General features: G+C 69.0%; 17 protein-coding genes and 1 tRNA gene. 4 read left to right on the top strand and 14 right to left on the bottom strand.

Annotated elements, in window-relative coordinates:
- Entirely contained in the window at positions 1 to 1,317 is a 1,317-nt protein-coding gene (locus SLINC_RS16900) for an ABC transporter substrate-binding protein (protein WP_067433226.1), read from the bottom strand.
- Positions 1,318 to 1,718: 401 nt separating this feature from the next.
- On the opposite strand from SLINC_RS16900, the gene SLINC_RS16895 reads away from it, so the two are divergent.
- Positions 1,719 to 2,771: a LacI family DNA-binding transcriptional regulator gene (locus SLINC_RS16895; protein ID WP_067433224.1), complete on the top strand. Its 1,053-nt coding sequence runs from the start codon at positions 1,719 to 1,721 to the stop codon at positions 2,769 to 2,771.
- Between the two features lie 249 nt (positions 2,772 to 3,020).
- On the opposite strand, the gene SLINC_RS16890 is transcribed toward SLINC_RS16895, so the two are convergent.
- The 6 genes from SLINC_RS16890 to SLINC_RS16865 form a co-directional block, all read right to left on the bottom strand.
- Complete coding sequence (locus SLINC_RS16890; protein WP_079164567.1) at positions 3,021 to 3,551, bottom strand: GNAT family N-acetyltransferase; 531 nt, start codon at positions 3,549 to 3,551, stop codon at positions 3,021 to 3,023.
- A gap of 16 nt (positions 3,552 to 3,567) precedes the next feature.
- Complete coding sequence (locus tag SLINC_RS16885) at positions 3,568 to 3,855, bottom strand: zinc-ribbon domain-containing protein (RefSeq protein ID WP_067433222.1); 288 nt, start codon at positions 3,853 to 3,855, stop codon at positions 3,568 to 3,570.
- A gap of 89 nt (positions 3,856 to 3,944) precedes the next feature.
- Positions 3,945 to 4,017, bottom strand: a tRNA-His gene (locus tag SLINC_RS16880).
- A gap of 109 nt (positions 4,018 to 4,126) precedes the next feature.
- A complete protein-coding gene (orn, locus tag SLINC_RS16875; RefSeq protein WP_067433219.1) occupies positions 4,127 to 4,729 on the bottom strand; it encodes an oligoribonuclease in 603 nt (200 codons plus the stop codon).
- Between the two features lie 209 nt (positions 4,730 to 4,938).
- On the bottom strand, positions 4,939 to 6,198 hold the full coding sequence (locus tag SLINC_RS16870; protein ID WP_067433216.1) for a helix-turn-helix domain-containing protein: 1,260 nt from the start codon (positions 6,196 to 6,198) through the stop codon (positions 4,939 to 4,941).
- Positions 6,199 to 6,576: 378 nt separating this feature from the next.
- On the bottom strand, positions 6,577 to 6,939 hold the full coding sequence (locus SLINC_RS16865; protein WP_225988403.1) for a hypothetical protein: 363 nt from the start codon (positions 6,937 to 6,939) through the stop codon (positions 6,577 to 6,579).
- A 354-nt stretch (positions 6,940 to 7,293) separates the two neighbouring features.
- On the opposite strand from SLINC_RS16865, the gene SLINC_RS16860 reads away from it, so the two are divergent.
- Together SLINC_RS16860 and SLINC_RS16855 are read left to right on the top strand one after the other, a co-directional pair.
- The gene (locus SLINC_RS16860; protein WP_020277234.1) at positions 7,294 to 7,821 is read left to right on the top strand and encodes a universal stress protein; all 528 of its coding nucleotides are present in this window, start codon (positions 7,294 to 7,296) and stop codon (positions 7,819 to 7,821) included.
- A gap of 150 nt (positions 7,822 to 7,971) precedes the next feature.
- Positions 7,972 to 8,535: a GPR1/FUN34/YaaH family transporter gene (locus SLINC_RS16855; RefSeq protein ID WP_067433213.1), complete on the top strand. Its 564-nt coding sequence runs from the start codon at positions 7,972 to 7,974 to the stop codon at positions 8,533 to 8,535.
- Between the two features lie 147 nt (positions 8,536 to 8,682).
- On the opposite strand, the gene glmS is transcribed toward SLINC_RS16855, so the two are convergent.
- Positions 8,683 to 10,500, bottom strand: coding sequence for a glutamine--fructose-6-phosphate transaminase (isomerizing) (glmS, locus tag SLINC_RS16850; protein WP_067433210.1), 1,818 nt, complete (start codon positions 10,498 to 10,500; stop codon positions 8,683 to 8,685).
- A gap of 13 nt (positions 10,501 to 10,513) precedes the next feature.
- Positions 10,514 to 10,771 carry a hypothetical protein gene (locus SLINC_RS16845; protein WP_067433207.1) on the bottom strand — a complete coding sequence of 86 codons (258 nt, stop codon included), beginning with the start codon at positions 10,769 to 10,771 and terminating at the stop codon, positions 10,514 to 10,516.
- 186 nt (positions 10,772 to 10,957) lie between these two features.
- Between SLINC_RS16845 and SLINC_RS16840 the strand changes: the two genes are divergently transcribed.
- Positions 10,958 to 12,520, top strand: a complete 1,563-nt coding sequence (locus SLINC_RS16840) for a purple acid phosphatase family protein (protein ID WP_067433204.1) — start codon at positions 10,958 to 10,960, stop codon at positions 12,518 to 12,520.
- 17 nt (positions 12,521 to 12,537) lie between these two features.
- Here SLINC_RS16840 and SLINC_RS16835 read toward each other — a convergent pair whose 3' ends face one another.
- The 5 genes from SLINC_RS16835 to desA all read right to left on the bottom strand — a co-directional run bounded on the left by SLINC_RS16835 (position 12,538) and on the right by desA (position 18,600).
- Positions 12,538 to 13,431 carry a DUF4429 domain-containing protein gene (locus tag SLINC_RS16835; RefSeq protein ID WP_067433201.1) on the bottom strand — a complete coding sequence of 298 codons (894 nt, stop codon included), beginning with the start codon at positions 13,429 to 13,431 and terminating at the stop codon, positions 12,538 to 12,540.
- A gap of 130 nt (positions 13,432 to 13,561) precedes the next feature.
- Positions 13,562 to 15,334, bottom strand: coding sequence for an IucA/IucC family protein (locus SLINC_RS16830; RefSeq protein WP_067433196.1), 1,773 nt, complete (start codon positions 15,332 to 15,334; stop codon positions 13,562 to 13,564).
- Positions 15,331 to 15,873: a GNAT family N-acetyltransferase gene (locus SLINC_RS16825; RefSeq protein ID WP_067433191.1), complete on the bottom strand. Its 543-nt coding sequence runs from the start codon at positions 15,871 to 15,873 to the stop codon at positions 15,331 to 15,333. Before SLINC_RS16825 ends, SLINC_RS16830 begins: the two co-directional genes overlap by 4 nt.
- A complete protein-coding gene (locus SLINC_RS16820; RefSeq protein ID WP_067433189.1) occupies positions 15,870 to 17,150 on the bottom strand; it encodes a lysine N(6)-hydroxylase/L-ornithine N(5)-oxygenase family protein in 1,281 nt (426 codons plus the stop codon). The genes SLINC_RS16825 and SLINC_RS16820 overlap by 4 nt, the downstream gene beginning before the upstream one ends.
- A complete protein-coding gene (gene desA, locus SLINC_RS16815) occupies positions 17,134 to 18,600 on the bottom strand; it encodes a lysine decarboxylase DesA (protein WP_067433186.1) in 1,467 nt (488 codons plus the stop codon). The genes SLINC_RS16820 and desA overlap by 17 nt, the downstream gene beginning before the upstream one ends.
- Positions 18,601 to 18,720: the final 120 nt, after the last annotated feature.

Here is an 18,720-nt window from a genome sequence, read left to right as displayed (position 1 = left end):
TCACTTCTCCAGGTTGTTGTCGATGGTCTTCACGGCGTTGTCCCAGGCCTCCTTGGGCGACTTGCCCTGGGTCACCAGCGCCACACCGTTGTCCGACAGACCCTGCTGGATGATCTGGTCCTTCGGGCCGATCACCTGGATCGGGCTCTCCTTGGCGAGCGGAGCGAAGATCTGGCCGATCGGGGCGTCACCCGTCATCTTGTTCTTCGCACCCGTCACCAGCGGCAGGTCGTACGCCGTCTGCGCGCTCGGGAAGCTGCCTCGCTTGGCGAACAGCTTGGCCTGCTGCTCGGGCGCGGTCAGCCAGGCGGCGAGCTTCGCGGCCTCCTCGGCGTTCTTGCCCGACTTGGGCACGGCGAGGAAGGAACCACCCCAGTTGCCGGCCTTCGGCGGCGCGGCCACGTCCCACTTGCCGGCGTTCTCGGGCTTGGACTTGCTCTCGATGTAGCCGAGCATCCACGGCGGGCAGGACATCGCGGCGAACTTGCCGTTGGCGATGGTGGTGTCCCAAGCCGGCTGGAACTGTGTCTGGTTGCCGACCAGTCCCTCCTCGCCGGCCTCCGCCGTCAGGTCGAAGGCGGCCTTCACGGCCGGGTTCGACTTGTAGATGACGTCGCCGGAGGCGTTGTAGTACCGCTCCTTCTCACTGGCGATGATCGCGTTGAGCAGACCGCCGGGCGAGTCCATGAAGGTGGTGCCCTCGGGGGCCTTCGACTTGAACCGCTTGCCGGTCTCGACCAGCTTCGCCCAGTCGCCCGCCCACAGCTTGGCGACCTCCTCGCGGTCGGTGGGCAGACCGGCCGCCTGGAACAGGTCCTTGCGGTAGCAGATGGCCATCGGGCCGACATCGGTGCCGAGACCGATCGTCTGACCGCCCTCGGTGGTGGCCTGCTGCCACTTCCAGGGCAGGTAGTCGCTCTCCTTGCCGTACTTGGAGAGGTCCACCAGCTTGTCCGCGTAGTTGTTCGCGACCTCGTTGATGTTGCCGACCTCGACGCCCTGGATGTCCTGGAGGCCACTGTCGGTCGTGAGGTGGTTGACCAGCGGCGGGTAGTAGTTCTCGTTCCGCTCGATCACGGTCTGCTGAACGTCGATCTTCGGGTTCAGCTTCTCGTACTCGGCGTAGAGACCGGCCTCCTCGAAGCCGAAGCTGCCGAACAGCCCCAGGGAGATCTTGGTCTTGCCGCCGCCACCGCCCTGGGACGAACTGTCCTCGTCCTTGCCGTCGTCGGCACAGCCGGCCAGCAGCCCGGTGCCCAGCGACGCGACGGCCGCGAGGACCACCACCCTGCGGGCGGATCGGGTACGTGCTCGCATTGCGTCCTCCTGTTGCCCTGACGTGCCGACCCCCCGGCCAACTGCGTTGTTGGGCCCGTTAGTTCTAGCTGCGGCTCGGGCGGGGAACGTGCGGGATGTGTATGTGTCAGGTACCGTGGGAGCGCTCCCACTCGTGATGTGTTGAAGGTTCGTCGGTCCGAGCGAGGGTGTCAAGGGACTGCGAGCGAAGAGATGCGTTCAGTTATCGGGCTGTTAACTGGAACGGTGTGAGAAGGATTCAGCCACGGCCAAGAGGACGCGGCGAGTCCGGAAAGCACGGACCTGACCGTTCTGGCCGACGGTCGCGGTCCGGGGTCGGCAGGCCCCCGCGACGGCCACACCGGCCGGTGGGACTGTTAAATTCCAGGCCAGCGTCAAGACTACGGCGGGAAGGCGGAGCCATGGGCCACGGAGCACGGGGCCGGAGCGGTGGCCGGCCCACCCTCGAGGAGGTGGCGGCACGGGCCGGCGTGGGCCGCGGCACGGTCTCCCGGGTGATCAACGGATCGCCCCGGGTCAGCGACGCCACCCGGGCGGCCGTCGAGGCGGCCGTGGCCGAACTCGGATACGTCCCCAACACCGCGGCCCGCGCCCTGGCCGCCAACCGCACGGACGCGATCGCCCTGGTCGTGCCCGAGCCGGAGACCCGGTTCTTCGCGGAGCCGTACTTCTCGGACATGCTCAAGGGGGTCGGCGCCGAGCTCGCCGACACCGAGATGCAGCTGCTGCTGATCTTCGCCGGCAGTGACCGGGAGCGCCGCCGGCTCGCCCAGTACCTGGCCGCCCACCGGGTCGACGGCGTCCTGCTGGTCTCCGTGCACGCCGACGACCCGCTGCCCGACCTGCTGTCCCAGCTGGAGATACCCGCGGTGATCAGCGGCCCGAGATCGGCCATGGAGACGCTCCCGTCGGTCGACTCGGACAACTACGGCGGTGCCCGCACGGCGGTCGAGCACCTGCTCTCCCGCGGCTGTCGCGCGGTCGCCCACATCAGCGGCCGCCTCGACGTCTACGGCGCCCAGCGCCGCGTCGACGGCTACCGCGACGCCCTGCTCGCCGCGGGCCACGAGCCGGACGAGCGGCTGATCGAGGTCGGCGACTTCACCGAGGACGGCGGCCGGCGCGCGATGACCAAACTGCTGGCCCGCCGTCCCGACCTGGACGCGGTCTTCGCGGGCTCGGACGTGATGGCGGCCGGCGCCCTCCAGGTGCTGCGCGAGGAGGGCCGCAGCATCCCCGACGACGTGGCGCTCGTCGGCTACGACGACTCGGCCATCGCCCGCCACATGGACCCGCCCCTGACCAGCGTGCGCCAGCCCATCGAGGAGATGGGCCGCCGGATGATCGACCTGCTGCTCACGGAGATCGCCGACCGGCGCCCGGCGGTCACCCGGGACCTGGAGCGGCGTCAGGTCGTCCTGGCGACGCAGCTGGTGACCCGCGCCTCGTGCTGAGAACCGACGGCTGAGGGTGGGGGGCTGGCGACGGGGGGGCGCCGTCAGTGTCCGTGCCGGCGCCGTCGCCGGTGCGGCCGCTCGGTGTGGTGCGTGACCGGCCAGGCGCCGGTGACCGAGTCCGGTTCGTCGGCGCCCCGGCACAGCGTGCCGACGCACTCCTCGCCCGCCGCGACCGCATGACGAGCTTCCCGACCTCACGAACAGCTCATAAGCCGACGATGCGCCGCACAGGTCCGGGCGGCGGAGTCAGTCGTCGGCCGAGAGCCGCCACCGGCGCTCCCCGTCGTGCTCCTCGTCGGTCGGCGTGAGCCCGGCCGCCGCGGCGACCGCGGCCGAGGCGGCATGGTCGGGATGGACATGGGCGACGATCGTCCGCACGGACCGCTGCCCGAGCCCGGCGACCAGCACCCGCACCGCCTCCTTGGCGAACCCGCGGCCCTGCCAGGGCGTCCCGACCACCCAGGCGATCTCGGCGACGCGCCCCGCGGCCTGTCCCGTGACCGTCGCCTGGACGGTGCCCACGAGGCACTCCCGAGCCCGCAGTCGCAGCACCCAGTTGCACCAGACGACGTCCGGTTCGGGCGCCCCGGCGACCAGCCGCTCGTAGCGGGCCCGCAGGGCGGCGGGGGAGTGGGGCGTACCGCCGATGAAGGTGTGCAGCGCCGGGTCGGACAGGACGACGGCCATCTCCTCGGCGTGCTCGACCCGCAGCGGGACGAGGTCGAGGCGCGGTCCGGAGAGGAACTCGGCGCGCACGAGCGGCTCGGCCCCGCCCACTACTCGACCCCGCCCACTACTGGTACGGCTGCTGCTGCGGCTGGCCGTGGGGCTGACCGCCCTGACCGCTCGCCGCCTGCGCCTGGAGCTGCTCCGCCTGCTCCGCGGGCACCTTGTGCTCCGCGCCGCAGAACGTGCACTGCGTCGTGTACTTCGTCGAGAACGGGAACAGCGGCACGAAGAACAGCGTGAACTTCGTGACGCGCTTGCGGAGTGTGTGCGCGGCGGGATTGCCGCACTGGCCGCACACCAGCGTCAGTATCGCGAGCTGGTACAGATATCCCTTGGTACCGAAGATGATCATGCTTGGTCCCTCCCTGGCCGGGTTCCTGTGGCGCCGCAACGCGATCAGCCGGTGACCTTGTTTCCAAGGTCACCGGCTGATGACTTCAGGGTGAGTGACGGGACTTGAACCCGCGACTTCCTGGACCACAACCAGGTGCTCTACCAGCTGAGCTACACCCACCATGTCGGCGGCCCGGGTTTCCCCGACCTGCCGAGAAAAAGTGTACAGGGTCCGAAGGGGTGCTCGCGCCCGGCTTTTGCGGCGCCCCTTCCCGGGCCTCTGACCTGCGCTACTGCGCGGGAAGAACGTATTTCGCGGCGATCGTCTTCGCGGTGTCGGAGTCCGGTCCGGGCTGCGGTACGAAGATGGCCTCGCGGTAGTAACGGAGTTCCGCGATGGACTCGCGGATGTCGGCGAGAGCGCGGTGGTTGCCGTTCTTCTCCGGGCTGTTGAAGTACGCCCGCGGATACCAGCGCCGGGCGAGTTCCTTGACGCTCGACACGTCGACGATCCGGTAGTGCAGGTAGTCCTCCAGCGTGGGCATGTCCCGCAGCAGGAAACCGCGGTCCGTGCCCACCGAGTTGCCGCACAACGGGGCCTTGCCCGGCTCCTTCACGTGCTCGCGGACGTAGGAGAGCACCTGCTCCTCGGCGTCCGTCAGCGTCGTGCCGCCGGCGAGTTCGTCCAGCAGCCCGGACGCGGTGTGCATCTGACGGACCACCTCCGGCATCGTCTCCAGCGCCCGGTCCGGCGGACGGACGACGATGTCCACACCGTCACCGAGAATGTTCAACTCGGAGTCGGTGACGAGGGCGGCCACCTCGATGAGAGCGTCATCGGACAGCGAGAGGCCGGTCATCTCGCAGTCGATCCACACCATGCGATCGTTCATGCGACCACCCTAAGGCTGGCGCCCCCATCTGCGGTCCCCGGTGCCCGCCCCAGGCCATTTCAGCCCGTCTGGGGGTGCCCCCTCTGGGGGAGTTCGAGGACGAGGCCCCTTGAGGGCCGATACGGGGGTCCAGGGGGCGGAGCCCCCTGAGGATGGGACGGGTAAGGGCGGCGGGGGCGAAAGACCACGCCGCCCCCACCGCCCCGCACTCACATCCCGCTGCGCTGCCCCGGCAGACTCGCCCGGCCGCCCGCGTACGCCTCACGCCCGTTCTCGGACGAGGACGACGACAACCCCGCGGACGACCCGACAGGACTCGGCGAACGCCGCGTCTGCATCGGCACCGGCCCGCCCTCCGGATGCAGCGGAACCGGCGCACCGGCACCCGCCCCCGATCCGGCGGACGGCAAGGACCCGTCAGCGTCCGCCGCGACCGCGGCCCGTTCGCCCTGCGGCCGCCGTGCCCGGTACGCGGCCCGATAGGCCGCGGGCGACGACCCCAGCTGACGCCGGAAGTGCCCACGCAGCGCCACCGGCGACCGGAACCCGCACCGCCCGGCGACTTCGTCCACCGAGTAGTCCGAGGTCTCCAGAAGCCGCTGCGCCTGAAGCACCCGCTGGGTGATCAGCCACTGGAGCGGCGCGCTCCCGGTGAGCGAGCGGAACCGGCGGTCGAACGTACGACGGCTCATGTACGCGCGCGCGGCCAGCGTCTCCACGTCGAACTGCTCGTGGAGGTGTTCCAGCGCCCAGGCGACGACCTCGGCGAGCGGGTCGGCGCCGATCTCCTCTGGTAAAGATCGATCGAGGTAGCGCTCCTGACCGCCGCTCCGGCGCGGTGGGACCACCAGACGCCGGGCCAGTGCGCCCGCCGCCTCGTTGCCGTGGTCCGTCCGCACGATGTGCAGACAGAGATCGATTCCGGCCGCCGTCCCCGCCGAGGTCAGTACGTCCCCGTCGTCGACGAACAGCTCTCTCGGATCGACGTGCACCGACGGATAGCGCTTGGCCAGCGTCGGCGCGTACATCCAGTGGGTCGTCGCGGGACGACCGTCCAGCAGTCCCGCCGCCGCCAGCACGAAGGCGCCGGTGCACAGCCCGACTATGCGGGCGCCCTCTTCATGCGCGCGACGCAGTGCGTCGAGCGCCTCCTCCGGCGGTGGCGAGGTGATCGAACGCCAGGCCGGCACGACAACCGTGCCCGCCCGGGAGATCGCCTCCAGCCCATGTGGTGCGGTGAGTTCCAGGCCCCCTGTGGTCCGCAGTGGGCCTTCCTCGCCGCCGCACACCAACAAGCGGTAGCGCGGCACGCCGGCGTCCTGGCGGTCGATCCCGAACACCGACAACGGTATGGAACTCTCGAAGATGGGGCCGCCGCTGAACAGCAGCACCGCGACGATCTCCTTGCGGCGTCGCCCGGAGAGTTTCCGGGCCGCGGCTTCCGGCGCGGCAGTGGAGTCGTGGCTCATACTGCTAAGCCCCCCTCGGTGGTCGCGGCTCCTCGGTTGTGTCGCTCCTGCACGTTTCCCCTCGGTCCTGCACGAGTCCCCCGCCGTAAGACAGTCAAGATCGAATCTACTGTGTCGCGTGATGCCGGAGTGACCAGTTCGTCATCCGGCAGATTGTCGACTTGGCAACTTGGCGTGAAGCATTCGATCACGAAGCGTTGCACTCGTGGGGCGTGCAGGGAAGTGCGCCTTGTCGCAGTGGCCAATCCACGTAGGGTGCGCAGGGTCCTGGGGACCCTTTCCGTGCAGGTCAAACGGGGGTTGGGGGGTGGTTGGACACAAGGATGCCCGGTGGTCGGAAGTTGGCTGAAAAGAGTCGGGCGCGTGCGCGGAAACCGGTCAGCCGACCGGTGTATTTCCCCCACCGTGCCGCCCACCCCTGTGTGTCCCCGTTCCGGCCCGGTGGCGGTGGCCGCGATGGGGGGCCCGTTCTTCGGCCAGTAGCCGTGCCGCACCGCGCTCCGACTGGCGCAGGAGGATACGGCAGACGGCGGTGACGGCGGCCAGTCCGAGCGCGGTGCCGGCGGCGCCGGCGAGCGAGGTGCCGTACCAGAGGAGCACCACGGGAACCAGGACACAGCTGAAGACCGCCCAGCGGACCACGTCCGTCGCGGAGTCCTGGACGGGCGGGGTCGCGCGGGCGGGTTCCCCCCAGGCTTTCGGCACGGGGGGAGCCTCGGAGGGGCGTCTGGGTCCGGACATGCGTGCTCCCTGTGGCGTGGCTCATGGGGTTCAACGCGTGTTCGATCCGTCGGTCACTGTGCCGGGGGGTCATACGGACGGGTGAGCGGGCCGATCGGGCCGTTTCTCGACCGCGCTGTGGAGCCCCGGTAAGTGAATGCTGTGCAAACCGCCTGTACAGCGCAGCAACCATTGCGTTACGGGCGGCCCCTCGTGCATGCTCCCTGGAACCCCCGCGCACAGCGGGCGGGAGATGGGCTAAGGAGGCGTGCAGCCGTACCCTTGGGGGTATGGGGTTGGGAAGATGATTCCCGGACACAGCTCCGCCGCACACTGTCGTCCCACCCGATCAAGGATCTATACGCCGAGACAGCCATGGCCGGTCACGAATTCTTCGAACCCGCGGACCGCAAGCGGCCCGTCGCCGACCCCACGGCGGCCGAGCCCCTGGCGGCGGAAGAGCCACGTCACTCCTGCGACCCCGCCTTCAAGCACGGTGTCGTGGTGGGCTTCGACGGCTCCACGTCCAGTGAGCGCGCCCTCGCGTACGCCATCGGCATGGCCCATCGCTCCGGGTCGGGCCTGATCATCGTCCACGTCGCCAACCGGCTGCCCACCACGGTGTGGGCCGGCTGCGAGCCACCGGTCTTCGTCGACGTGCCGGACCATCGCACCGAGGTGCTCGGTCTGGAGCTCGCCTGCGCCGACTATCTCGCCGAGGTGCCCTGGATCCTCGTCGAGCGCGGCGGCGACATCTGCCACGAACTCGAAGAGGTGGGCCGCGAGTACGAGGCGGACGCCATCGTCGTCGGTTCCACGCACGGCATCGTCGGACGCATCTTCGGCTCCGTCGCGGGGCGGCTCGCCAAGCGGGCGAAGCGGCCCGTCGTTGTCATTCCGTAACTCGTCGTTCTCCCAGGTGAGATGCGATCTGGGTACCCCCTCCCCTTTGTTGTGCGCCGCATAAATCTACTCGCGCGTAGAGGTGTTTGTGCCCTTGTGAAGGGTATATATCGGTCACCGCACCACCGCACAGCACGAAGGGAGCCCGCCGTGGACAATGACGTCTCCGCGGGAAGCACCACCACGATCGTCGGCCGACTCGCCCTGGGAATCACCCTGTTGGCATTCGGGCTCGGGTACACCGACGTGATCGATGGTGTGTCGGCTGCTGACGCCGTATCAATCGCCCAGTACGTGGGCGGAGTCGCTCTGTTCGTCGCCGGTCTGATGGCGTTCCGTGACCGGGACACCGTCACCGGTACGGCCTTCTCCGCACTCGGCGCACTGTGGTTCACCTGGGCCGTCTCCGTGGACGACCAGGTCTCCGCCAACGCCGCCGGACTGTTCCTCCTGCTGTTCGCCCTCGTGGCGCTGTCCCTGGCACTCGCCGTCGGCGATCAACTCGCCAAGGGAACATACGGGTTGTTCGTCGTCGCCCTGGTGCTGCTCGCCATCGCGAACTTCGCCGAGAACGACGGTCTGGCGAAGGTCGGCGGATGGTTCGCCGTCGCGGCTGGGGCGGTGGCCTGGTACGCGGCCACGGCGATGCTCGCGCACTGGCCGACGGTTCTTCCTCGACGCGCTGCCGGCCGGGGCGTGACGGCCACCGGTTAGCTGCGCAGGCTGGGGAGTTGGGCGGCTTCCCGGCGTTCTGAACGGACCCCCTGTGATTGGTGGCATCACGGGGGGTCCGTCCTTGTTGTGTGGCCTCTGCGGGTGCGTGGGGGCTTGTCGCGCAGTTCCTCGCGCCCCTGAGGTTACTTACTCAACCGTTACTGATTTTGCGAGGTTGCGCGGCTTGTCGATGTCCCTGCCCAGGGCCAAGGCCGTGTGGTAGGCGAGGAGTTGGAGGGGGATGCCCATCAGGATGGGGTCGAGTTCGTCCTCGTTCTTCGGGACGACGATCGTCTGGTCGGCCTTCTCCTGTTCCTGGTGGGCCACCGCGAGGATGCGGCCGCTGCGGGCCTTGATCTCCTCCAGGGCGGCGCGGTTCTTCTCCAGGAGGTCGTCGTCGGGGACGATGGCGACCGTGGGCAGGGCGGGCTCGATGAGGGCCAGGGGGCCGTGCTTGAGCTCGGAGGCGGGGTAGGCCTCGGCGTGGATGTAGGAGACCTCCTTGAGCTTCAGGGAGGCCTCACGGGCGACCGGGTAGCCCCGGACGCGGCCGATGAAGAGCATGGAGCGGGCCTCGGCGTACTGCTCGGCCAGCTTCTTGATCTGCTCCTCCTGCTCCAGCATCTCGGCGATCTGCGCGGGCAGCCTGCGCAGGCCGGCGATGATCCGCTTGCCGTCGCGGACGGAGAGGTCGCGGGTGCGGCCCAGGTGCAGGGCCAACAGCGCGAAGGCCACCGTCGTGTTCGTGAAGCACTTGGTGGACACCACGCAGACCTCGGGGCCCGCGTGGACGTAGATACCGCCGTCGGCCTCCCGGGCGATCGCGGAGCCGACCACGTTCACCACGCCCAGGACCCGCGCGCCCTTGCGCTTCAGCTCCTGGACGGCGGCCAGGACGTCGTAGGTCTCGCCGGACTGGGAGACGGCCACGTAGAGCGTGTCGGGGTCCACGACCGCGTTGCGGTAGCGGAACTCCGAGGCCGGCTCGGCGTCGGCGGGGATGCGGGCCAGCTCCTCGATCATCTGGGCGCCGATCATGCCCGCGTGGTACGAGGTGCCGCAGCCGAGGATCTTCACGCGGCGGATCCGGCGGGCCTCGCGGGCATCCAGGTTGAGGCCGCCGAGGTGCACGGTGGAGAAGCGGTCGTCGATGCGGCCGCGCAGCACGCGGTCCACGGCGTCGGCCTGCTCGTGGATCTCCTTGTGCATGTAGGTGTCGTGGCCGCCCATGTCGTAGGAGGCGGCCTCCCACTCCACGGTGGTGGGCTCCGCGGTGGTGCGGGTGCCCTCCGTCGTGTAGGTGCGGAAGTCGTCGGCCTTCAGGGTGGCCATCTCGCCGTCGTCCAGCGTCACTATCTGCCGGGTGTGGGCGACCAGCGCGGCGATGTCCGAGGCGACGAACATCTCCTTCTCGCCGATGCCGAGGACGACCGGGGAGCCGTTGCGGGCGACCACGATCCGGTCGGGGAAGTCGGCGTGCAGGACGGCGATGCCGTAGGTGCCCTCGATGACCCGGAGGGTCTCGCGGACCTTGTCCTCCAGCTTCTCGCCCTGGGCGCGGGCGATGAGGTGGACCAGGACCTCGGTGTCCGTCTCGGAGAGGAACTCGACGCCGTCCGCCTCCAGCTTGCGGCGCAGGTCGGAGGCGTTGTCGATGATGCCGTTGTGGACGACGGCGACCTTGCCCTCGGCGTCCATGTGCGGGTGGGCGTTCACGTCGGAGGGGGCGCCATGGGTGGCCCAGCGGGTGTGGGCGATACCGGTGGTGCCCTTGAAGCGGGCCGGGACCCTGGCCTCCAGGTCGCGCACGCGGCCCTTGGCCTTGACCATCTTCAGCCCGGCCGCCTTGGGGGAGGTGACGACTATGCCGGCCGAGTCGTAGCCCCGGTACTCCAGCCGCTGAAGGCCCTCCAGCAGGAGGGGAGCGACGTCACGCTTCCCGATGTATCCGACAATTCCGCACATACAGATGTGTCCCTTAGCCGTAGACCATGCGGCGCAACTGCCTCAGTGTCAGCTCCGGCGGCGCCACCGCTCGATATTTCAGGTCCGCCTCGATCCGTCCGAAGATCTCCGCGTTCACCAGGCCCTGGGCCTGGAGTTCGCGGTGGCGGCGACGGACGTAGTCCTCGGTCGTCTCGTCGAAGTACGCGAGCACGTCCTGGATCACACGCAGCGCCTCGCCCCGGCCGAGGGGCGTGGACCGCGTCAGATGATCAACAAGTTCGTCGTGCACCCGGTAGATCCTGGGGTACCGGAAGGCGTTTCGCAAGAATCCTGCCCGATTTCGGGCAGGGCCCTGTGGCGGATCTTTGGGGGAACGTTGAACCTGTCATGAGCGCCTGTTCGTGCGCCGTCCACCCGTGGTCCTGCGGCTCGTCGCCTGAGGAGACGAGTTTCAGACGCCATGGACATTCCTCGCATGGGCGTACCCGAGCAGCTCGCCGAGCGCATGAGCATGGCCGAGCAGCACGAGTACCTGCGCGCCAGATTCTCCCGGCGCACGATGATCAGGGGCGGCGCGGTCACACTGGGCGCCGTCGCCGGTGGCGCGTTCGTACCGGGCGCCACCGCCCAGGCCGCCACCCCCACCACGACCTTCGCGAGCGCCACGACCGTCGACGGCGCTCTCGTCGCCCCCTTCGGCCGCCACCTCGCCTACGGCAACGACCCGCGCACCGAGATGACCGTCTCCTGGCAGGTCCCGGTCGCGGTGAAGAAGCCCTTCATCCGGATCGGCGCCCACCCCTGGGACCTCTCCCGCAAGATCGAGGCGGAGGTACGCACCCTCTACACACCGGCCGGCGTCGGCGCGAGCGCCGACCACACCCAGTACTACGTCCACGCGGCACTGACCCACCTGCGGCCGGGCCGGACGTACTACTACGGCGTCGGCCACCAGGGCTTCGACCCGGCCGAGCCGCACCTGCTCGGCACCCTCGGCACCTTCACCACCGCGCCCGCGCACAAGAAGCCGTTCACCTTCACGGCCTTCGGCGACCAGGGCGTCGGCTACCACGGCCTCGCCAACGACAGCCTGCTGCTCGGCCAGAACCCGGCCTTCCACCTGCACGCCGGCGACATCGCCTACGCCGACCCCGCCGGCCAGGGCAAGTCCGCCGACACCGGCTTCGACTCGCGGGTGTGGGACCAGTTCCTCGCCCAGACCGAGTCGGTCGCCAAGTCCGTGCCGTGGATGGTGAGTTACGGCAACCACGACATGGAGGCCTGGTACTCGCCCAACGGCTACGGCGGCGAGGAGGCCCGTTTCACGCTCCCCGACAACGGGCCGGACAAGAAGAACCTGCCGGGCGTCTACTCCTTCGTCTACGGCAACACGGCGATCATCTCGCTCGACCCGAACGACGTGTCGTACGAGATCCCCGCCAACCTCGGCCTCTCCGGCGGCACCCAGACCACGTGGTTCGAGGGGCAGCTCAGGAAGTTCCGGGCCGCGCACGACATCGACTTCGTCATCGTCTTCTTCCACCACTGCGCGTACTGCACCTCCACCGCGCACGCCTCGGAGGGGGGCGTTCGCCAGGAGTGGGTGCCGCTGATCGAGAAGTACCAGGTCGACCTGGTCATCAACGGCCACAACCACCAGTACGAGCGCACCGACGTCATCAAGGGCGACAAGGTCACCAAGAAGCTCGCCATCGGCGACACGGCCTACCCCGAGACCGAGGGCGTCGTCTACGTCACGGCGGGCGCGGCCGGCAGGAGCCTGTACGCCTTCTCCGCGCCGGACTCCTACGAGGGGCACCTGAACGAGCGCGACTCGGTGGCCTCCTTCGTCAACACCAAGGACGGCAAGGTGAACGAGACCGTCGCCTGGTCCCGGGTGCGCTACCTCGACTACTCCTTCCTGCGCGTGGACGTCGAGCCCGCCCCGCGGGGCCACTACGCCAGGCTGAAGGTCCAGGGCATCGCCGAGACCGGTGACCGGATCGACCACTTCACGGTGGCCCGCAAGGCGAAGTAGCGGCTCTCGTCCGGCCGTCACATCCGCTTGAGGATCGCCTGTTTGGCCAGGGTGAACTCCTCGTCCGTCAGCACGCCCGTGCGGTGCAGCTCCCCGAGCTCGCGCAGGCGGCGCAGGAGGGCGTCGTGGTCGTCCTCGGCGGCGGGGACCGGGGGAGAGGGCACTTCCGGTCGTCCGTCTCGTGTGTGGAGTACGTCCTTGGCGGCGGCCCGGGCCGGGTGCGGAAGCCTGGCCTGGACCGCCGCCGCGACCATCGCCATCAGCGGGTCCTTCTTGAAGCCCCACAGCTCCACGGCGTTCGGGTCGTACTTGGGCGGGGCCTTGGTCGGGGCGTTGCGCACGGTGAAGCGCAGATGGCCGTTCTCCAGCCCGACCGCGGGATGCCACTCCACGCCGACCAGGTCGGTCAGGGCGAGCGTGCGGGCCCCGGCGGCGGCCTTGGCGTCCTCCGTCTTCCAGTTCCACTCCAGCCGTATGTGCTCGCCGTCGAAGCTCGCGGTGCCGTCCCCGGCCGAGACGGACAGCGGGACCGACGGGCCCGGCAGCAGATACGCGTCCACCGGGTCGGCCGGGACCTGGTCCAGGAGCAGCGCGTTGCGGACCTCGTCGACGAAGTACTCGGCCACGCCGTACCGGTCGGACTCGACCGCCAGCTGATAGGGGTCGTGCGGTTCGCCGAGCCGGCCGCCGGTCGCCAGCAGCAGCGGATCGGAGCCGTCCCGCAGGCGCAGCCTCAACCGGCCCGTCTTCTTGCCCTGTTCGAAGGAGACCCCGGCCAACGCGCCCAGGGGGAGGACGAGTTCACCCAGGCTCTTGCGGAGCAGACTGACGTTCTTGTCCCGTCCGGGAGTCAGCCGCAGGGCGTCGCCGTCGAAAACCCACGTGCCGTCCTTCTGGATGATTTCCGCCATGCGGCAATTCTGGCATTCGGGTGCCCGGCGCAGACCGGCGCGAAAGGAGACAGGCGCGAAAGGAGGCACAGAAAGAAGACGGGGCCCGGGAGGACCGTACTCCCGAGCCCCGCCCGGTCGTGGGGGTCCGTCACAGACCCGCGAGGGGGTTGTCCAGGGTGCCGATCAGCTGGAGGGCGCCGGCCGGGTCGGCCAGGTCCACCATCTGCCTGTTGTCGCGCAGTTGGAGGCGGTTGAGGCAGGACAGCGCGAACTCGGGCGCGAACATGTCGTACCGCTCGAACTTCTCGGCGAGTTCGGGCACCGAGTGCTGGTAGTCGCGGGTGACCTCCGCGACCGTCCGCCAGAAGTCCTCCTCCTCCAGGATTCCCTCGGCGGCGAGATTCGCGGCGAGGAAGCGGAAGAAGCAGTCGAAGACGTCCGTGAAGATCGACAGGAGCTTCTTGTCCTCGGGGACGTCCACGCGCAGCCGCTCGACCGTCGGCGGCAGCACCGCGTCCGGGTCCATGACCGCGATCTCCTCGGCGATGTCCTTGTAGATCGCGCGCTCGACCACGCCGTCCTTCAGGACCAGGATGACGTTCTCGCCGTGCGGCATGAACACCAGGTCGTAGGCGTAGAAGCTGTGCAGCAGCGGGGTGTAGTAGGCCCGCAGGTAGCGGCGCAGCCACTGGGTCGGGGTCAGCCCGGACCGCTCGATCAGCGCGCCCGCGAAGGAGGCGCCCTCGTGGTCCACATGGACCAGGGAGGCCATCGTCGCGAGCGACTCGCCGTCCTGGAGTGAGGACACCGGGCTCTCGCGCCACAGCGCGGCCAGCATCTTGCGGTACGGCGAGTAGCGGTCCGTAGCCTTCTCGTACTCCAGGTGCCGGTAGCCGACCGCCGCCCGCTCGCGGATGATCGACAGGCCCGTCGGCTTCAGGATCGGGTCGCCCTCGATCAGCTGGGCCAGCCAGTCGTTGATCGCCGGGGTCGCCTCCATGTAGGCGGCCGAGAGTCCGCGCATGAAGCCCATGTTGATGACGGACAGGGCCGTCTTCACGTAGTGCTTCTCCGGGGCCGAGCGGTTGAAGAAGGTCCGGATGGACTGCTGGGCCAGGTACTCGTCGTCGCCCTCGCCCAGGCACACGAGGTGGCCGCGGGCGACCTCGGCGGCGAACGTGACGGTGAGCTTGTTCCACCACTGCCAGGGGTGGACCGGGATGAGCAGGTAGTCGGCCGGGTCGAGGCCGCGGTCGCGCAGCACGCCGTCGAAGCGCTCGACGGTCTTCTCGCCCAGCTCCTGCCGTACGAAGGACTCGTACTCGATGCCGACACCCGCCGTGAACGCCGCCCGTGAGCGGTGCGCGGCCAGCCAGACCAGGCGGACCGGACTCGCGGTCTCGGGGGCGTACGACAGGTACTCGTGGATGCCGAAGCCGAGCCGTCCGTTGTTGGCGACGAAGCAGGGGTGGCCCTCGGTCATGCCGGTCTCGATGTCCTGGAAGCCGCTCTTCGCGAGCTCGGCGACCGGGATCTGCGGTTTGGTGAGTTTGTAGCAGGTGCCGGAGAGGGTGGAGGAGATCTCCTCCAGGTAGACCGGCAGGATCTCCTCGCTCAGACCGAGGGTGTCCTTCAGTTCGATGAAGAAGTCCAGGGCGGCGAGGGGGAGTTCGCCGCCGTCGCGGTGCCGGGTGATGGAGTCGGCGTCGACCTGCCAGTGGTCCAGGGCGTGGCGGGCGGCCGTGAAATCGTAGCGGGTCAGGCCGTCGTCGCTGCGGACGACGTACTGGGCCTTGTCCGTCTCCTCGGGCGCGAGCAGCCGCTCGTGCGCGAACTCGGCCAGGGCCTTGCGGATGAGGAGGCGGTTGGCCTTCTCCCAGCGGTCGGGGGAGAGGTGGGCCACGGCGTCGGCGAGGGTCATGCGGGCACCCCCGCCGCCGCGACGAACTGCTGACGGGTGCAGAAGCTCAACAACGCCTTCTTCTCCGGCTTCTGGATCTCGCGCTCGGGCACGAACCCGACCGCTTCGTTCAGGGCGTGGACGGCCTTGTTGGTCACGTCCGGTTCCACGACGACGCGCTGCACCGCCGGGTCCTCGAAGAGGTGGGCCATCACGGCGGTGATGACGGACCGCGTGAACCCGTGCACGGGGGTGTCCGTCGCGGGGGTGAGGAAGTGCATGCCGACATCGCCCGGCCGGGGCTCGTACAGGCCGACCAGCTCGCGGTGGGCGGGGTCGTACCGCTCCATCAGGAAGACGGGGACGCCCCTGTCGTCTAGGCCGAGCAGCGCCTGCTGGTGCTCGTCGGCGGCGATCTCCATGTACGCGCGCTCGACGTCCTCCAGCCGGGCGTCCTGCATCATCCAGAAGGCCGCCTTGGGGTGGGTGAGCCAGGAGTGCAGCAGCTCGGCGTCCTTGAGGGGGTCCAGGGGGCGGAAGGTGAAGGTCGTGGGGCTCATACGGCGAACTCCTGGAACGCGATCGTCTTCTCGACCGGGTAGTACTCCGTGCCGAGCAGCTCGCGGATGATGGAGCTGTTGCGGTAGGCGCCCATGCCCAGGTCGGGGCTGGTGATGCTGTGGGTGTGGACGCCGGCGTTCTGGAGGAAGACACCCCGGCCGGTGACGTCGATGGCGTAGTTGCGGGCGACGTCGAAGTTGCCCCGGGAGTCGTAGAGGAGGCGGTCGCGGACCGGCTTGAGGAACTCCGGTTCGGCGTAGCGGTAGCCGGTGGCGAGGACCAGGCCCTGCGACTCGATGTCGTAGTCCTTCTCCTGCTCCTCCTGGCGGAAGGAGAGGGTGTACGTGCCGTTCTCGTACCGCGCGCTGTTCAGCGAGGAGTTGGTGAGCAGACGGGTGGGGACCGGGCCGCCGAGGTTCTTCTGGTAGAGCAGGTCGAAGATCTCGTTGATCAGCTCGCCGTCGATGCCCTTGAACAGGCCCTTCTGCTCGGCCGTGAGGCGGTAGCGGGTCTGCTCCGGCAGCGCGTGGTAGTAGTCGATGTACTCCGGGGAGGTCATCTCCAGCGTGAGCTTGGTGTACTCCAGCGGGAAGAAGCGCGGGGAGCGGGTGACCCAGTTCAGCCGGTAGCCGTGGACGTCGATCTCGCCGAGCAGGTCGTGGTAGATCTCGGCGGCGGACTGGCCGGAGCCGACCAGGGTGATCGAGTCCTTCTTCACCAGCTCGCTTCGGTGCTGCACATAGCGGGAGTTGTGGATGAAGTCGCCGCCCAGGTCCTGGCAGGCCTCCGGTATGTACGGCGGGGTGCCGGTGCCGAGGACCAGGTGGCGGGCGCGGTGGACGTCACCGGCCGTCGTCCGCACGACGTAGACCTCGTCCCCCTCGTCGTACTGGACGTCCGCCACCGTGGTGTTGAAGCGGACGTTGCTCAGCCGGTTGGCGGCCCAGCGGCAGTAGTCGTCGTACTCGACCCGCAGCGGGTAGAAGTTCTCGCGGATGTAGAACGGGTACAGCCGGCCCTTCTCCTTCAGGTAGTTGAGGAAGGAGTACGGCGAGGTCGGGTCGGCGAGGGTGACCAGGTCCGACATGAACGGGGTCTGGAGGTGGGCGCCCTCCAGGAACATGCCGGCGTGCCACTCGAAGTCGGGCTTCGACTCCAGGAAGACACCGTCGAGTTCGGCGATGGGCTCGGTGAGGCAGGCCAGGCCGAGGTTGAACGGGCCCAGCCCGATCCCCACGAAGTCGTGGGTTTTCGTGGGTTCAGGAAGCGCGGTCAAGGGATTCTCCCAGGTACTGCTCGGCGTGGCCGGCGATCAGGTCGAGGACGGCGGCCATGTCGTCGACCGTCGTCTCGGGGTTGAGCAGGGTGAACTTCAGGTAGTGGCGGCCGCCCACCTTGGTGCCCGCGACCACCGCGTCGCCGGAGGCGAACAGGGCCTTGCGGGCGTACAGGTTGGCGCGGTCGATCTCGGAGGGGTCGGTGACGGCGGCCGGTATGTAGCGGAAGACGAGGGTGGAGAGGGTGGGCTGGACGACCACGTCGAAGCGCGGGTCGGCGGCCAGCAGCTTCCAGCCCTCCACGGCCAGGTCGCAGACCTCGTCGAAGAGCTGGCCGATGCCGTCGGCGCCCATCACGCGCAGCGTCATCCACAGCTTGAGCGCGTCGAAGCGGCGGGTGGTCTGGAGGGACTTGTCCACCTGGTTGGGGATACGTTCCTGCACCATGCGGCGCGGATTGAGGTACTCCGCGTGGTAGGTGGCGTGGCGCAGGGTCGAGGCGTCGCGGACCAGGACGGCGGAGGAACTCACCGGCTGGAAGAAGGACTTGTGGTAGTCCACGGTGACCGAGTCGGCCCGCTCGATGCCGTCGATGCGGTCGCGGTGCCGGACCGAGGCGAGCAGTCCGCAGCCGTAGGCGGCGTCGACGTGCATCCACACGCCGTACTGGGCGCAGAGCTCGGCGATCTCCGGCAGCGGGTCGATGGAGCCGAAGTCGGTGGTGCCGGCGGTGGCGACGACGGCCATGGGGACCAGGCCGTCCTGCTTGCAGCGCTCCAGCTCACGGGCGAGCGCGACGGTCTGCATGCGCTTGTCGTGGTCGACGGGGAGGCAGACCACGGAGTCCTCGCTCAGGCCGAGCAGTTTCGCCGACTTCTTGACGCTGAAGTGGCTCACCTCGGAGGCGAAGATGCGCAGTTTCGCGAAGCCGGCCGGACCTTCCCACCCATCCCGCCCCGGCTTGGCCTCCTCGCGGGCCAGCAGCAGCGCCTGGAGGTTGGACTGGGTGCCGCCGGAGGTGAAGACGCCGTCGGCGTTCTCGCCGAGGCCGATCCGGTCGGTGGTCCAGTCGATGAGCTTGCGCTCGATGAGCGTGCCGCCGGCCGACTGGTCCCAGGTGTCCAGGGAGGAGTTGACGGCGGAGAGGATGGCCTCGCCGAGCACGGCCGGGATGACGACCGGGCAGTTGAGGTGGGCGAGGTAGCGGGGGTGGTGGAAGTAGACGGCGTCGCGGAGGTAGACGTCCTCCAGCTCGTCGAGCACCGCGGCGGTGTCGTGCAGCGGCTTGTCGAGGTCGATCGCGTCGATACGGGGAGAGAGCGCGTCGACCGCGACGCCGGTGAACGGACGGTCGGTGGTGGCGAGTTTGGCCGCCACCCGCTCGATGCCTTCGGTCACGGAGCGGCGGTAGTGCTCCGCGGTCGTGTCGTTGAGCAGGTGCGAGCGCATGTGTGGGGTCCTCCGGTGGGGACAATCCGTGCGGGACAGGATCGGGGCGGAACCCCGGGTTCAACTTAGGTAAGCCTAACCTAATTAATTCTCCGGGAAACAAGCCCCTGCCGTGACTGC

Origin of the sequence: Streptomyces lincolnensis (genome assembly GCF_001685355.1) — a bacterium.
In the GTDB taxonomy this organism is placed as follows: domain Bacteria; phylum Actinomycetota; class Actinomycetes; order Streptomycetales; family Streptomycetaceae; genus Streptomyces; species Streptomyces lincolnensis.
Note: the sequence above shows the minus strand (reverse complement) of the source record. Positions and strands in the feature narration are given on the sequence as shown.

Coding starts and splice junctions, on each gene's coding strand:
- desA (WP_067433186.1), bottom strand. CDS start 18,600: ATGCGCTCGCACCTGCTCAACGACACGACCGCGGAGCACTACCGCCGC.
- SLINC_RS16885 (WP_067433222.1), bottom strand. CDS start 3,855: ATGATCATCTTCGGTACCAAGGGATATCTGTACCAGCTCGCGATACTG.
- SLINC_RS16830 (WP_067433196.1), bottom strand. CDS start 15,334: ATGACCCTCGCCGACGCCGTGGCCCACCTCTCCCCCGACCGCTGGGAG.
- SLINC_RS16900 (WP_067433226.1), bottom strand. CDS start 1,317: ATGCGAGCACGTACCCGATCCGCCCGCAGGGTGGTGGTCCTCGCGGCC.
- SLINC_RS16860 (WP_020277234.1), top strand. CDS start 7,294: ATGGCCGGTCACGAATTCTTCGAACCCGCGGACCGCAAGCGGCCCGTC.
- SLINC_RS16825 (WP_067433191.1), bottom strand. CDS start 15,873: ATGAGCCCCACGACCTTCACCTTCCGCCCCCTGGACCCCCTCAAGGAC.
- SLINC_RS16835 (WP_067433201.1), bottom strand. CDS start 13,431: ATGGCGGAAATCATCCAGAAGGACGGCACGTGGGTTTTCGACGGCGAC.
- SLINC_RS16840 (WP_067433204.1), top strand. CDS start 10,958: ATGGGCGTACCCGAGCAGCTCGCCGAGCGCATGAGCATGGCCGAGCAG.
- SLINC_RS16865 (WP_225988403.1), bottom strand. CDS start 6,939: ATGTCCGGACCCAGACGCCCCTCCGAGGCTCCCCCCGTGCCGAAAGCC.
- orn (WP_067433219.1), bottom strand. CDS start 4,729: ATGAACGATCGCATGGTGTGGATCGACTGCGAGATGACCGGCCTCTCG.
- SLINC_RS16895 (WP_067433224.1), top strand. CDS start 1,719: ATGGGCCACGGAGCACGGGGCCGGAGCGGTGGCCGGCCCACCCTCGAG.
- SLINC_RS16870 (WP_067433216.1), bottom strand. CDS start 6,198: ATGAGCCACGACTCCACTGCCGCGCCGGAAGCCGCGGCCCGGAAACTC.
- glmS (WP_067433210.1), bottom strand. CDS start 10,500: ATGTGCGGAATTGTCGGATACATCGGGAAGCGTGACGTCGCTCCCCTC.